This window comes from Halomonas sp. 3D7M, from assembly GCF_014897885.1.
In the GTDB taxonomy this organism is placed as follows: domain Bacteria; phylum Pseudomonadota; class Gammaproteobacteria; order Pseudomonadales; family Halomonadaceae; genus Vreelandella.
The window spans coordinates 24,248-38,509 of sequence record NZ_JABUZF010000168.1; the positions used below are offsets into that span (position 1 = coordinate 24,248).

General features: G+C 53.4%; 17 protein-coding genes. 8 read left to right on the top strand and 9 right to left on the bottom strand.

The window, feature by feature from the left end:
* Positions 1–176 precede the first annotated feature (176 nt).
* Positions 177–596, bottom strand: coding sequence for an HIT domain-containing protein (locus INT22_RS08420; protein ID WP_193068051.1), 420 nt, complete (start codon positions 594–596; stop codon positions 177–179).
* Positions 597–809: 213 nt separating this feature from the next.
* Here INT22_RS08420 and INT22_RS08425 point away from each other — a divergent pair, with 213 nt between their 5' ends.
* A complete protein-coding gene (locus INT22_RS08425; protein ID WP_125751484.1) occupies positions 810–941 on the top strand; it encodes an entericidin A/B family lipoprotein in 132 nt (43 codons plus the stop codon).
* A gap of 107 nt (positions 942–1,048) precedes the next feature.
* Positions 1,049–1,417, top strand: coding sequence for an I78 family peptidase inhibitor (locus INT22_RS08430; protein ID WP_193061882.1), 369 nt, complete (start codon positions 1,049–1,051; stop codon positions 1,415–1,417).
* On the opposite strand, the gene INT22_RS08435 is transcribed toward INT22_RS08430, so the two are convergent.
* Positions 1,414–2,019 (bottom strand): LysE family translocator, encoded by a 606-nt coding sequence (locus INT22_RS08435; RefSeq protein WP_146944814.1) that lies wholly within the window; start codon positions 2,017–2,019, stop codon positions 1,414–1,416. The genes INT22_RS08430 and INT22_RS08435 overlap by 4 nt on opposite strands.
* 95 nt (positions 2,020–2,114) lie before the next feature.
* On the opposite strand from INT22_RS08435, the gene INT22_RS08440 reads away from it, so the two are divergent.
* A complete protein-coding gene (locus tag INT22_RS08440) occupies positions 2,115–3,509 on the top strand; it encodes an aminotransferase-like domain-containing protein (RefSeq protein ID WP_193061883.1) in 1,395 nt (464 codons plus the stop codon).
* A gap of 35 nt (positions 3,510–3,544) precedes the next feature.
* On the opposite strand, the gene INT22_RS08445 is transcribed toward INT22_RS08440, so the two are convergent.
* The 7 genes from INT22_RS08445 to INT22_RS08475 form a co-directional block, all read right to left on the bottom strand.
* Positions 3,545–4,549, bottom strand: a complete 1,005-nt coding sequence (locus tag INT22_RS08445; RefSeq protein ID WP_193061884.1) for an ion transporter — start codon at positions 4,547–4,549, stop codon at positions 3,545–3,547.
* Positions 4,550–4,582: 33 nt separating this feature from the next.
* The gene (locus tag INT22_RS08450; RefSeq protein ID WP_089039817.1) at positions 4,583–5,107 is read right to left on the bottom strand and encodes an acyl-CoA thioesterase; all 525 of its coding nucleotides are present in this window, start codon (positions 5,105–5,107) and stop codon (positions 4,583–4,585) included.
* Positions 5,108–5,197: 90 nt separating this feature from the next.
* Positions 5,198–6,508 carry a short-chain fatty acid transporter gene (locus tag INT22_RS08455; protein WP_193061885.1) on the bottom strand — a complete coding sequence of 437 codons (1,311 nt, stop codon included), beginning with the start codon at positions 6,506–6,508 and terminating at the stop codon, positions 5,198–5,200.
* 218 nt (positions 6,509–6,726) lie between these two features.
* Positions 6,727–8,025, bottom strand: coding sequence for an MATE family efflux transporter (locus tag INT22_RS08460; protein WP_193061886.1), 1,299 nt, complete (start codon positions 8,023–8,025; stop codon positions 6,727–6,729).
* Between the two features lie 12 nt (positions 8,026–8,037).
* Positions 8,038–8,286: a YfhL family 4Fe-4S dicluster ferredoxin gene (locus INT22_RS08465; protein ID WP_038478199.1), complete on the bottom strand. Its 249-nt coding sequence runs from the start codon at positions 8,284–8,286 to the stop codon at positions 8,038–8,040.
* A gap of 72 nt (positions 8,287–8,358) precedes the next feature.
* Positions 8,359–8,853 (bottom strand): pantetheine-phosphate adenylyltransferase, encoded by a 495-nt coding sequence (gene coaD, locus INT22_RS08470; protein WP_193061887.1) that lies wholly within the window; start codon positions 8,851–8,853, stop codon positions 8,359–8,361.
* Complete coding sequence (locus INT22_RS08475; RefSeq protein ID WP_193061917.1) at positions 8,850–10,736, bottom strand: beta-ketoacyl synthase; 1,887 nt, start codon at positions 10,734–10,736, stop codon at positions 8,850–8,852. Before INT22_RS08475 ends, coaD begins: the two co-directional genes overlap by 4 nt.
* Positions 10,737–10,946: 210 nt before the next feature.
* Here INT22_RS08475 and INT22_RS08480 point away from each other — a divergent pair, with 210 nt between their 5' ends.
* The 5 genes from INT22_RS08480 to INT22_RS20530 all read left to right on the top strand — a co-directional run.
* Entirely contained in the window at positions 10,947–11,612 is a 666-nt protein-coding gene (locus tag INT22_RS08480) for a methyltransferase domain-containing protein (protein ID WP_089039813.1), read from the top strand.
* Positions 11,609–11,938, top strand: coding sequence for a DMT family transporter (locus INT22_RS08485; RefSeq protein ID WP_089039812.1), 330 nt, complete (start codon positions 11,609–11,611; stop codon positions 11,936–11,938). Before INT22_RS08480 ends, INT22_RS08485 begins: the two co-directional genes overlap by 4 nt.
* A 173-nt stretch (positions 11,939–12,111) precedes the next feature.
* Entirely contained in the window at positions 12,112–13,518 is a 1,407-nt protein-coding gene (gene dacB, locus INT22_RS08490; protein ID WP_226912532.1) for a D-alanyl-D-alanine carboxypeptidase/D-alanyl-D-alanine endopeptidase, read from the top strand.
* Between the two features lie 28 nt (positions 13,519–13,546).
* Positions 13,547–13,918 (top strand): diacylglycerol kinase, encoded by a 372-nt coding sequence (locus tag INT22_RS08495; protein ID WP_038478183.1) that lies wholly within the window; start codon positions 13,547–13,549, stop codon positions 13,916–13,918.
* 73 nt (positions 13,919–13,991) lie between these two features.
* A partial coding sequence (locus tag INT22_RS20530; RefSeq protein WP_226912533.1) for a hypothetical protein occupies positions 13,992–14,262 on the top strand: 271 nt, incomplete at its 3' end.

Genomic DNA, 14,262 nt, shown 5'->3' on the forward strand with positions numbered 1-14,262 from the left:
GCAACAGAGCAGCCGACAGGTGGTCGAGAAAGCGGCTGGTTGGGCAGCGCTTGCCGGCGGTGCTCTCATTGTTGCACTAGGCGTATCGCTTTCTATGGCTGGCGCCGCCCAGCCTACCAGTGGTCCATTACTGAGTGAGCCACCATCCAGACAGGGCTCTTTGCTGGGGAATTAAGTTAAAGCTTTAATCCTTCAATTTGGGCCAGCAACTGTTCGCGGCGACTGCCCTGAAGGGGTAGCTCATAAGGCTCTGGGCTACCATTTCCCCATACCGGCGCTGGCCAACTGGCATCATCTGTATAGCGCACCACCAAATGAATATGCAGCTGGCTGACCACATTACCTAAGGTGGCAATATTGAGCTTGTCACCGTGAAATATCTCCTTCATCGCCGTTCCTAGCGCGATCGTTTCACGCCACAGCTGGGCTTGCTCATCCTGACTTAGTTCAAACACTTCGCTGACCGAGCCACGCCTGGGTACCAGAACTACCCAAGGGTAGCGTGCATCGTTCATTAGCAGCGCACGGCACAGAGGAAGGTCGGCGAGTGGTAAGGTATCCGCTTCTAGCCGTGGGTCAAGTTCAAATGTTTTCAAGTAAGTACTCCTTTACATAATGAAAATTATCATAGCAGCTGCGGATACACCTTGCTCCTTATCCAAGGTCTTTCCATGGGCTTTCCAAGGACTTGGGAAGGAGAGGTCAAAACAGGCGAAATTGTTAAAATCTGTTACTCTGAAAGCACTCCCATACGGCAAGGCTGCCGTCGGAGCTTCCCGATGTTGAATGATTTGTTAAGGAGAACGCAGATGAAAAAACTATTAAGTATTAGCTTTATTCTGTTGATGACGGCGGGCGCTCTAACGGGCTGCAATACCATTGCAGGTGCAGGAAAAGACGTTCAAGAAGGTGGCCAAGCAGTTCAGGATGCGGCGAGTTAATACGCTTTATTTCCACTGCTTCTTGGCGTGAATGAGCGGGTTAGGCATAGTTGTCTAGCCCGTTTTGCATTCAGGGTAGTTATTTGCCAACACAAGGAAGCGCCATAATGAATCACCCAACACGCTGTGCGAAGAAAAAATTGGCCAGCCTCACGGTATTACTCGCATCGGTATTACCAGTCTCGGTGTTATTGGTGGCATGCGCAGGCTCACCCGATAATGTCTCTGCTCCAGAGCCTCCAGCTGTTGGTCAGCCTTCTGCCGAAATGCGCACCACATGCGATGCTGAGGCGGTTCAGTACGCCATTGGCACGCCTTTTGATGAAGTCAATGTACCCGCGCTACAAAGTGAGAGTGGTGCCAAGCAGGTTAGGATACTCAGGCCTAACGGCGCTGCCACCATGGACTACCGAGAAGACCGCTTAAATATTCTTCTTGAAACTAATGACACGATTGAAGCGCTGCGCTGCGGCTAGCGTAAAATCAGTACGACGCAGGCGGCCGTTAATAGTCCCATAGTGATATTAAATGCCCGCCATGCTTGGTCACTTTTGATCCACTGTCCAATCGCGCTGCCAAACGCTGCCCACAGGGCAATGCACGGCAGCGCGACCAACTCCGCAAAGCCTGCTAACACCAGTGCGTTGACCACGGGTTGGCCATTTTCGGGCAGAAACCCAGCCATCAACGCCAGCCCCATTACCCACGCTTTGGGGTTGGCGAATTGAAACATCGCGGCTTGGAAAAAGGTTAACGGCACTCCGTGTTGAGTTCCGTTGAGATTCGGCGGTGGTGCAGTGGCTATTTTCCAGGCTAAATACAACAAATAGGCGCTACCCACCCAGCGGAGTGTCGTTTGCACCATAGGAAAGCGTTCAAACAATACGCCTAGCCCCAGCGCGATACCGGAAAACAGCAGAAAACAGCCGCCTAAAATGCCCCACATATGAGGCATGGTTCTGCGAAAACCAAAATTCGCCCCAGAGGCGGTCAACATAATATTGTTTGGCCCTGGGGTAAGCGTCATCGACATCATATAAAGCGCAGCCGGGCCAAGCAGTAGCCATTCGTTATTCATTTTGTACCCATACAATTTTGTGGTTTAAATTGTTTTTTGATCGCTTTTGTAAGCATAATGGCGGGTAAATCTACGTCAAAGGTTTTATTGTCACCATGACAATTTGGGTGCCTTCACTTGAGTGTTTTTCTGGGCCACGCTATCGCGCGATTGCTCAGTCCATTGGCGCAGCCATCTCGGCCGGCGAACTTGCCCCAGGCGAACGTTTACCACCTCAGCGGCGCTTAGCGGATGCGTTGGGGGTAACCGTAGGCACCGTGACTCGGGGGTATGCTGAGGCAGAGCACCATGGCTGGGTAATCGCTCGAGTAGGCAGCGGAACCTTCGTCAAACAAGCTGCACCAAGAACCGTTTTTGATATGGCATGGCATCAGAATGATGACAGCGATGTCATTGATTTAAGCTTAAGTTTGCCGCCGCCTCATCCGCTTCGTTTGCAGGCGTTCAGTGCTGCATTAAAGGCAATGAGTGAATCGCCTTCTGCAGTAACGCGGGGAGTTTCCTATCTTGATGCGCGGGGAGCCGAAGGCCACCGCGAGAGGTTGGCAGGGTGGCTAGCGCAATTAGGTATGTCGCTGGATGCGGACGAGCTACTGGTTACTCAAGGGGGGCAGCATGGCATTAGTCTGGTGCTGAGTACGTTGCTGCGCCCTGGTGAACTGATGGCGACCGATGCCTTGACCTATCCAGGTGCCATTAGCGCTGCCCAGCAAGCACACCTAAAAATGGTTGGCATTGCCTTTGATGAATCGGGGATGTGTATGGAAGCGCTGGAAGCCCAGTGCGCCCGCCAGCCACCCAGGTTAATCTATGTGACACCTGATCAGAATAACCCTACCGGGGCTTGTCTCAGCGAGGCGCGGCGAGAGCAATTGGTGGCACTTGCCAGGCGCTATGACAGTTGGCTACTGGAAGATGGTGTGCAGTATTTGCCTGCTGAGCAGCGCGGCACACCGCTGTATCAGTTAGCACCAGAGCGAACGCTGTTTGTCTTCAGTACCGCAAAGGTATTAGCGGGTGGGCTGCGTATCGGTGTCTTGCGGACGCCTAATAAACTGCTTGAACGCCTAGCCGCTGGGTTAAGAGCGCAGAGTTGGATGGTGCCACCGCTGATGGTTGATATTGCCTGTTATTGGATCGCTCAGCCCGAGGCAGCTTCGCTGCTTGCATGGCAAACCGAGGAGCTGGCCGCGCGACAGCAAATAGTGACAGAGGTGCTTTCCGATTACACGCTGGGTCGAAGTCACAGCGGCAGCAATGTCTGGCTTACGCTGCCGGAAGGGAGTCGTGCCATCGAACTGTGTGAACGCTTGCAGCTGCAAGGCGTTAAAGTTTCAAATGCGGAGCCCTTTTGTGTGGGAAGTACACCTGCGCCCCAGGCCATTAGGATTTGTATTGGCGCTGCTGCTGACAGGCAGACATTAGCCCAGGCGCTGAACGTTATTAAGCAGTGCCTAGCTCAGCCACCGTTGGCGACCATTACCGTATAGCAGGGCTATTCATAGCCCTGATATTGATAACCAAACTACTCATAACGGTCTTTCCATCCTTGATGGCGTATCTGCTCTTTGAGCATTTCGAGAATATCGTAAAGCACTTGTTCGGTGACATGCGCGCTTGTTTCATCCACGGTTAGCCAGCTGTTGAAGCCCGTTTCAGCTGTACGCTCAACCAGTTGGCGAAACTCCGTTGAGTGAATGCCCTGAGCGAGTTCATCCACGAGCCGCTGGGCAACTCCGCTAAGTGACGCCTGCATAGCGTTTGAAGCCGTGTGACCCATGGGAAGGCGGTGTAGTTTTTGAATTTCTGGGCTTTCCCGCAGTGTTCGGCTAACTAAGTCGTCAATCGCCGCCATGATAGCGATGCGATTTTGTTGATAGGCTTGTCCCACCGTTGTTTCTAACCGCTGAGCAATTTCATGAATTAGCTGAGCCTTGCGAGGGAGGATAACGCGATCAATAACCCGCTCTGTAAGTGAATCGCTAGCGACAACTTGCTCTTGCACATTGCCTAGTAAGCGCAGTGCAATGCGGTCGGAAAGCTCTTCTAGCAGGATGTCGTAATACTTGGCAAAAAAGCGGTAGCTGGTCCAGCGGGTTACATCAATCAAGCGCAGCCGGTGCAGTCGGTTTAAGAGTGACACGACACGCAGTACGCGCAATAAGCGGAACCCGCTAAGGGGGATGCAGCCAAGTACGTCGTACCAGTTAACAAACGGGTAGAAAAACCAGCGGTGATAGCGTCGCTCGGCAATTGCTACCGTCCAGCCCAGCAGTACATCCGCTATAAAAATACCCACGAAAAATAAGTCGATGGTAATAAAACGGCTGTGGATCACTGTGTCGTAAAAAGCGTGAAAGCCGGGTGTGAGGCTGGCAATGGTGTCGTTAATCGGCCCAATCAGAAATAACGAGTCAAACAGTAACAGGCTAAGGTTGATGATAACCGCGGCGAGAATAAAAAAATCCCAGCCGATATGCGCATACTCAACGCTTTTAGGTAGGTGTGGGTAGCGCTCCCTAGCGGGCATGAGGGCTCCTTGCTCTGAAGGTGTGGGTTGGCGTTAAGAGTGCTGCTGATGGTGGTTTTTATGAGTTAGCAACTCTTCCTGCTCTGCCTGCTTGCGCAGTTTTTTGCGTAGCGCGGCTTTTTCGAATCTCAACTTCTGTAGCGATGTTTCCAACGCTAGCGGTGGCACTAACGCGGGCTTTCCGTCTGAATCTACTGCCACCATGGTGAGATAACAGCTGTTGGTGTGACGAATCAGCTTCTCACGAATATCTTCGGCCACTACCTTAACGCCGATCTCCATAGAAGAGCGCCCCACATGATTGACGCTGGCAAGAAAGGTGACCAGCTCACCGACGTGAATCGGTTGTTTAAACAACACCTGATCGACGGAAAGCGTGACGACATAGTGGCCCGAATAACGGCTTGCGCAAGCATAGGCCACCTCATCGAGTTTTTTAAGAATAGCACCACCATGTACTTTGCCACTGAAATTAGCCATATCGGGTGTCATTAACACGGTCATAGAGAGTTCATGCTGGCCGGGCAGGGCGCTATGTTCAACCTGGGTGTCAGACATAAATAAAAACCTTCAGAGATTAAAATGCCCGCCCCAGAGGGCGGGCGCTATGTAGGTAGCTAGAGTTCTAAAGCTATTGCGACGTTAATGCTAGAACCATACTAGGCCAACAGAAATGATAATGCCGGTAATCAATAGCTGAACTAGGCAGAAGCCCATGATGTCCTTGGCCTTCAAACCCGCAATCGCCAGTACCGGTAGAGCCCAGAAAGGTTGCAGCAGGTTGGTCCAGGCATCGCCCCAGGCCACTGCCATGGCAATACGTGGAAGATCAGCACCCAGCGCTTCTGCGGCAGGTAGCATGACCGGGGCTTGAACAGCCCATTGGCCACCGCCGGAAGGCACGAACAGGTTCACGATGCCAGCACTTAGGAAGGACCAGAATGGCAGCGACGTAGCGGTGGCGAAAGAGACTAACCACTCAGACATGCTCTGAGCCAATCCCGACTGAACCATGATGGCCATAATGCCCGCGTAGAAGGGGAACTGAATAACGATGCCAGCGCCGCCTTTTATGGCTTCGTTCAAACTGTTGAGCAGGTTGCGCGGTGTCCGGTGCAGCACAATAGCTAAGAATAGGAACAGGAAATTGACCACGTTCAGGTTCAAACCACCGCTACGGAGTAGAAAATGGTCGAGCAGGAACAGCAGCCCCGGAACGCCCACAAGCAGGGCGAGAGGCATGCTGTTTTCGAGTTTTTCGGCTGGGCGGGTAATGCGGCCTTGCTGTTCGGGTTCATCGTTTAGCAGCTTGGGATCCACGTAAACGCTGTCTTTTTCGTCCGGCAGCATGAAGCGGTTAACCAGCGGTACGGCGATAAACAGACAAATAACAATCGCAAGGTTAAAGAAGGCAAAAATGGTTGAGCCGGTACCGATAACGCCGATTTGATCAGCGGAGAAGTGGCCTTCAGTCGCAATGGTCAACGGAATTGAACCAGCAAGCCCACCATGCCATACCACGAAGCCTGAGTAAGCACTGGCAACCAGAAGCCGATAGTCCACTCGTATCAAGCGAGCGAGCTCTTTGGCAAAAAGCGCCCCAACAACTAAGCCAAACCCCCAGTTAATCCAACTAGCCACGAGCGAAACGAGCGTGACTAAAATGATCGCGCCACCAGGGCTTTTCGCAGTGCTAGCGATTTTCTGCAGAATGCGTTTGACCGGTGGTGAGCTTGCCAACATAAAACCCGTGACGAGTACCAGCAGCATTTGCATTGAGAAGGTGAGTAGCCCCCAAAAACCATCTCCCCACATGCGCAGCACGGCAAGCGGTGTTTGGCGCTCAACGGCGATGGCAGCCACGGAGGCAATTAACGTGAGCAGCAGAACAAAGATATAGGGGTCTGGCAAATAGCGCTCGACCAGCTTAACTGCCGGTTTTGATATGAGTTTTAACATGAGTGCTCTCTTTATTCGTTATTAAGATATGCGTGGCTAATATACGGCGGTACACCGTATTTTTCATCCATTGTTAGGTGCTTTATCAAGTGCTTTCTCAAGTACTGGCTCAGATAATCACTATTACGGTAGACCAGTTGGCAACAGCTAAGCGTGGTGGGCTTCAACGGTGGGAGGGCACGATGAGTTTAGCAGTGTGGATTTCAGCACTATGGGCTTTAGCCCTGAGGGCGCCAGTGGCGTTGACGGTAGCGGTAGTAGTAGGCGATCAGTACCGCTGAGCGTGTGAACATAAAGAGCGTAAAGGCTAACCACAGGCCATGGTTACCAAGCCCTTGGGATAGCCACCAAGTCGGTAGGTAAACCGCTAAACCGATAAAAATGCTGTTGCGCATTTCGCGCACAGCGGTGGTGCCGATAAAAACGCCATCTAATAAATAGCTCCATACGGCTATCAATGGCATCACGATCATCCAAGGCAGGTAACTAGCGGCGGTGGCACGCACCTCTGCCAGCCCTGTCAGCATGGCAACTAGATAATTTCCGCCCAATGCGAAGGCAATGGTGGCTACAGCGGCTGTCCAGAACGAGAATTGTGCTGTCGCCCGAACCGTCGCTGCAAATTCCTGCCAGTCACGCCGTCCAAACGCGCGGCCTACCAACGATTCCGCTGCGTGGGCGAAGCCATCAAGTGCGTAGCTAGTGAGCATAATAAATTGCAATAGCACGGCATTGGCGGCTAACACTGTGTCGCCCTGGCGTGCCCCTTGAGCGGTAAAAAAGGCCATTGCAAACAGCAACCCTAAGGTGCGCACAAACAGGTTGGCGTTAACATTAAACAGGGCTGAGTAGGCTGACACTACCAAAAGTCGCTGCCGTTGAAAGCAGCCTTCCAAGTGGCCAAGCTGGTGCAGTACTAAATAGCTGCCAAAGGTTAGCGCACTGTAATCGGCAATCACGCTGGCCAGGGCGACGCCGCCGCTGGTCATTCCTAGCCCTACGACAAACCAAAGATCGAGCACGATATTGACGCTATTGGTCAGCACTAAAATCATCAGCGTAACGCGGGCGTTTTGTTGGCCCAAAAACCAGCCGAGGATGGCATAGTTCGCCAGCACTGCCGGGGCTGACCAGAGGCGTATTTCGGCATACTCGCGTGCCAGTGGTGTCGCCGCTTCACTGCCGTCTAACAGCCATAGGCCGAGCGAAATCAGCGGTGAGCCAAAGATAATCAGTAGCGCGCCGATAACGGCCGCCATAATGAGTGACTGACCCAGCAAATTGCGCACCTCGCTATGTGCTTCGCGGCCGATTGCCTGGGCAACCAACCCCGTGGTGCCCATGCGTAGAAAGCCAAATCCCCAATAGAGGAAACTAAACAGCGTCGCTCCGAGGGTTACTGCCGCTAGGTAGCGAGAATCGGGCAGGTGCCCGACCACAGCGGTATCGACCAGCCCTAGTAAGGGAACTGTTATATTCGAAAGAATGATTGGCCAGGCAAGAGTCCAAATACGCACGTTTCAGTGGGCCTAAGCAGCAGTAATGATGCGGTACTTCTCCATGAGTTTCTCGTGGGTTTCGGGACGCTCTGGGTCGAGAGGAATGCAGTCCACTGGACACACTTGCTGGCACTGTGGCTCGTCAAAGTGGCCGACACATTCCGTGCATAAATTGGGGTCAATAACGTAAATCTCTTCACCAGGAGAGATGGCGTCATTGGGGCATTCAGGTTCGCAGACGTCGCAGTTAATGCATTCGTCGGTGATCATCAGGGCCATGGGCGTACCTCACGAATGGCTTTTCGCCCAGGTAGTTATATACCTGAGCGTTTTACTCAACAATATCGATCGCTAGATAGTGTAGTGCTTACGCAGTGCCTCTGCGACCTGCGGGTGAACGAGCGGTGAAATATCGCCGCCCAGTTTGGCGATTTCTCGCACGATGGTCGACGAAATATAGGAGTTTTCCACCGCTGGGGTGAGAAATACGCTCTCAAGCTCAGGGTTTTGCGCCCGATTCATATTGGCCAGCTGTAGCTCGTACTCGAAATCCGAGACAGCCCGCAGGCCACGTAGAATAATGGTGGCCCCCTGTTCACGCATCATAGTGGTCAGAAGTGTTGAAAAGCCGATGACCTCTACGTTCGGCAGTGAAGCACACACCGTTTTGGCCAGCGCGATACGGGTGTCTAGCTCAAGGCTAGGCTGCTTGCCAGGGCTCGCCGCGACGGCAATGACCACCTTATCGAACATCCGTGCGCCGCGTTCGATAAGATCAAAGTGGCCGTTGGTGATAGGGTCAAAGGTCCCGGGATAGACGGCAACATTCACACGTTGATCGTTCATTCGGGTGTCTCCTGCTCGTCAAGCTGACCAAAAGGGTTGTCCGCCGTTAGCGAAACGGCGTGATCATAGCCCGGGATATGAATGCGGTCGGCGTGGATCTCAAGCTCAGGGCCTTCTAGAACGGCTTCACCAAACTGATAACGAGGCGCATAGTGCCCATGATCAGCGTCTGTTAAATAAGCGGCGGCATTCTCGCGCACAGCTTCCCGACGCGTTTTCCAAGCGCTGATGGCAGCGCTGCCGTGGCGTTGAGTGAGCAATCGTTCGGTGACCTGAGGGGAGAGCACGACGCCAGTAGCGTTATTACCACCGAACCCTTTCGCATTAATAAAGGCAGCATCGGCGCTAAACGCCACTGGGGTAGTGGAAAAACGTAGCTGCTTAGCGTACACATCGTCCGCGACCGCGTCTAAAGTGGGAATGCCTGGCAGTAACCCATGGGCAAAGCTGCCCAGAGCGCTTACCAACTGATCGCCTGCCGCAGACCCTTGGGAGTGGCCGATAAACGCTTTAATAGCGACCACTGGCCAGTTCTCGATGCCATTTGCACGGGCAATTTCATCAAAAACATGGGATTCAGTCGTGCGATTTTTGGGAGTGCTGGTGCCATGGGCATGCAGGAAAGTGCGCTCTTTTAGCGCTTTCTCACCAAGCATATCTTTTACCAACGAGGCTGCCTTGCCCAGGGTGATGTAGTTGCCAATGCCGGGTGCAGAGATAGAGCGTTTAAAACCATCGGCATTAACGAACACATCGGGCACTGAACCTAGAATATCCGCCCCTAACTCAAGCGCTAACGCATCGTCCATTAACAGTACGAACTGACTTGCTTCCGCCATGGTGAAGCCACAGTTACGTGCAAACGGGCGACAAGCGCGCTGGTAGTCAGCGTCGGTAAGTAGCGCTAAAGAATCCAGTGCTTTCAGGCTGGCATCATCGGCCAGTGCGCCCATGGCGCGGAAGCCTTCGATGATTTCGGGGGTAATCGGCGCATCTGCGGTGCCTACCATAACGACCCGGCAACGCCCTGTGCGAATATCATCAATACCTAGGCGCAGGTTGTATAAAAAGCTTGCGCAGGCACCTAAGGCAGCACCCGTACTTCCCACGCTGCCTAATACGTAGGCATTGAGGAAGTCCGCAGGCATTTGCCCGTAACCCAGCGGCATTTGCTTAGAGGTGGCACGTTGGCCACTCACCAAGCTCTTTAGTAAGCCACCCCAACCTTGGTCATCTAATTGGCCAATAGAGTTGCCCGCATATACAGCGATATGGTCAGGGTCGAGTCGCTGGCGAATTGTTTCCCAAGCGAGCCCGCTGGCACCTAGGCAGTCACTAGCACTAAAGACTGCCATCGACAGCCCGCGCGGATGATGCACGCTACGGTAAAGGCTAGCGGGGTCGAAGCCACTCGGCAGTTGGGCGGCTGCACGCACCTTGGGTTCTAAGGCGTCAGGCAGCAGAGCACTAAAGTTGCCCGCGGGCACGGTGACGGCGACTACCTTGGCGTCGATGTCCTCCACCTGCCATCCTTCAGGCAGCTGTTCGGGCAGCTGACGGCGGCGCAATGTAAACCGCACCGGTTCAGACAGCGTCATTTCTGCCCGTCGGTTGGCTGGCAAGCCCAGGGCGAGAAAGCGTGGATCTTCGTTGCGCCGAATCAATGTGTGGTTAAGCACATGATCGCGCAAGGTTTGAGCAGGGGAGTCAATGGGCTGGCCGGCGCTATCATGCCAGCCGTTAGCGGAATGCTCGGCAAGGCGCATAAGCGCTGCCAAGCCTTCCAGTGTTTGGCGCTGCTGGTCAGCTGGAAGAGCATCAAGCACGGTGCGGCGGAAGGCCTGGTGGCCCGAGGTTCTGCCGGCGGGATTGATGCCGCCCATGCCGACAATCACCGGTAAGTGTGACAAGCCGGGTTCCTCGTGGTGCGGTGGTTTTTAGTAACAGCTATTGTCAGAGGCATAGCAAAAAAGTGCTGCTCATCTGCGCTTAATAATACTCTCGAACGTGATCATAGCACCGGGCGTGCAACGGCGTCATGCCGCGTGCGCAGTAGACTGATAGAATCACGTTTTTTTTAAGCAGGGAATGGCATGCAGCATACTTCACGCCCCGTGGTTTCCAACCAACCTGGCCCGCATCACGATGTAGCGCGCCGGGTAGCACGTGCCTTGGAAAACCCACTGCGAAAGCCAATCGCTGCGCATACGCAACAAGCCTTTGAAGACGCGCATACGTGGCTTCAAAAGCAGCAAGCGCCGTTAATCCTCGATGCTGGCTGCGGTGTAGGGCTTTCGACACGCCGTTTGGCAGAACAGTTTCCAGCGCACGCGGTGATCGGCGTTGATCGAAGCGAAGATCGGTTAAGCCGAGACCATGGTGAATTGCCTGCTAATGCACTGTTGGTGCGGGCTGACCTTGTCGATTTCTGGCGACTAGCTGAACAGGCGAAGTGGGCACCCGAGCGACATTTTCTGCTTTACCCCAATCCTTATCCAAAAGCTGCGCATTTAAAAATGCGCTGGCATGGGCATCCTGTTTTCCCCACACTGCTAGCCCTTGGCGGGTATTTAGAAGTGCGCTCCAATTGGCAGTTGTATGTTGAAGAGTTTGCTCTGGCAACCGCCCTAGTAACGGGAAAGCAGGCAACGATTGCCGCGTTGGCTCCCAACGGCAGCTATCTAACGCCATTTGAAGCAAAGTATGATCAAAGCGGCCAAACGCTTTGGCAGTTGAAGATTGAATTGGAGCGGGCATGACGTTTGTATATCTAGTGCTAGCAATTGTTGCCGAGGTTGTCGCCACTAGCGCCCTCAAGTCGTCAATGGGATTCACACGACCGCTTCCAAGCATCATGGTCGTCGTGGGCTACGGTGTGGCATTTTATCTGTTGAGCTTGGTGTTGCGGACATTGCCGGTCGGTATTGCTTATGCCATCTGGGCAGGTCTGGGAATCGTGTTGGTCACGCTGGTTGGCATTGTAGTTTTCGGTGAGAAACCTGATTTACCTGCCGTTGTCGGCATTAGTTTGATCGTGGCTGGGGTAGTCATACTTCAAGTCTTTTCAAAAATGAACGTGCATTGAGGAAAGTAAGCGTGACGTGCTCAGATATTAGCTCTTTAAATATTAGGTCTTCAGATATTAAGTGTTCAGAAGTTAGCTATTCTGCGGTGATATTCTCAGCGTTTAATCATTCGGTTAAATCATCCCTACGCCGCTGGCATCGGGCGTTGGTGACCAGTGTGGTAGGTGCCGCCATGTGCGCAAGCCCTGCACTGTATGCCGACTTCAGCCAGCTTGGTCAGTTAGAAGACAAAGGCTTCTCAATTAGCGCTGAAGCACGCTTACTGGATGCGGATACTGGTAGTAATGCATTGCTGGGTAGTCTGAATCCTGAGCGTCAGCTGTCGCCAGCGTCTGTCACCAAAGCCTATATGTCTGCTGCGGCACTCAATCGTTTTGGGCCCCAGCATCGCTTTACCAGCCAACTTGTCAGCACAGGTAGTGTGGAAAATGGCGTATTGCGTGGCGATTTGGTATTTGAAGGTGGGGGCGATCCAGGCCTCACAACTGAAGATCTTTGGCGGTTAGTGCAACGTCTGCAGCTGGCGGGAGTGCGCGAAGTGGATGGCGCGCTGGTGGTCAGTCAGTGGCGTTTTGGCCCTGTTGAGTGTATTACCACGGACCGCTGTAATGCGCGTACCCGAGTCACTAATGCTTACAGTGCGCCGCTCACCTCGGCAGGCGTCAACTTTGGTAGCTGGTGCGCCAATATAGCCCCTGCTGCGGCAGCGGGAGAGCCTGCCCGTGTGGGGTTATGCGATAGCCAGGCGCCGTTAATTGCTATTGATAACCAAGTTGTCACGCGCCCGGCTAATAGTGGCACTGACATCAGCGCAGAGCGGATTACCGATGAGCGCGGTGATGTTCTGCGTCTTACCGGGCAAATTTCAACCAATGCCGCGGCTCGTGATGTTTATCGTGGCGCTGGCGATGCGGCAGAGAAAACGGCGCAAGTATTGTTAAGCATGCTAAATCAGGCAGGTGTCAGTGTGCGTGACCCCTGGCGGGTTAGCTCAACGCGTCCGCCCAGCAGTGCACAGCGTTTGGCAGCCGTTGACAGCAAGCCGCTGCAGGAGCTGCTGCTGCGTACAATGAACTACTCCAATAATTACATGGCTGATGTGCTGGCGCTGAACCTGGTGGAAACACCACAAGCGCAACTGCGCCAAGCGGGGGAGGCGATAGAAGCCTATGTGAACAGCTTGTCGGGCCACGGTCCGTTAACGTTACACAGCGGCAGCGGGCTGACGACTGATAACCGTACCTCCGCTCACGGCGTCAATGTGATGTTGGAGGATATGTTCCGCCAGAGCGCTTTGTTCCCCAGTTTTGTCGCCTCTTTCCAGTCGCCTGCCAATGGGGTCATGCGCTTTATTCGCCGTGGTTCTCCAACGTTTCAAAATAACGTGATGCTGAAAACAGGCACGCTCAATCAGCCGTTTGCTGTTCGCGCCGCGGCGGGCTATTTCCGTACCGCCCAGGGGCGCTGGGGCGTTTTTAGTGTGCTGGTTAACGGCACTGGCAGTACGCCTTATCTTAGCTGGCCCGAGGTGTTAGATCCGCTTTCGCTGGATTTAGATGCGATGATATTGGCTAATTAATCTTAATTTTACCGCTGAGGCAACAGGCATGAAGCCAGGACATACGGGGTTAACCCATTTAATGCACTCAACGCGCTATTCATGGAAAGGGCTAAAAGCCGCTTTTAGAAATGAAGCTGCGTTTCGCCAAGAAGTGGGTATTACAGCGGTGTTGCTACCGCTGGCTTGGTGGATTGGAGAAGGGCCCATTAGCTGGTTGTTGCTGGTTGGCAGCCTGTGCCTTGTGCTGATTGTGGAACTGCTTAATAGTGCTATAGAGAACGTTGTTGATCGTATTGGCACCGAGCATCACGAGCTTTCAGGGCGTGCTAAAGATATTGGCTCGGCGGCGGTTATGCTGTCATTGATCATGGCAGGCTTAACCTGGGGGCTGTTAGGCTGGCAAAAATTGGTGGGCTAAATTGCTTTTATTCAGCTCATGCAGCGACCCGCTTCATCAACAAACATAATAGACGCTTGGCAAAGAGGTGGTTATGCAGTTAGACGACGCGTTTTTCCCCCAAGTTGGGCTGCCAACAGCGCTTAAGCCCGCTGCACAGCGCGCCTGGCAGCGATTAAGTGAAGCGCTTAGCCAAGCTGATAATATTGCCTCAATGACCCAACAGTCGTTGCCTTCCAGTAGTTGGGAGGCGCTTTCTGATGCGCGTCGTGAAGCGTTAGCCAACGTCGTAACTGTCTCAAGCTTCGCTCTAGATACCTTGGCACGCTTTCCGCACTGGCTGATTGATTTCGATGTGGCTGGGG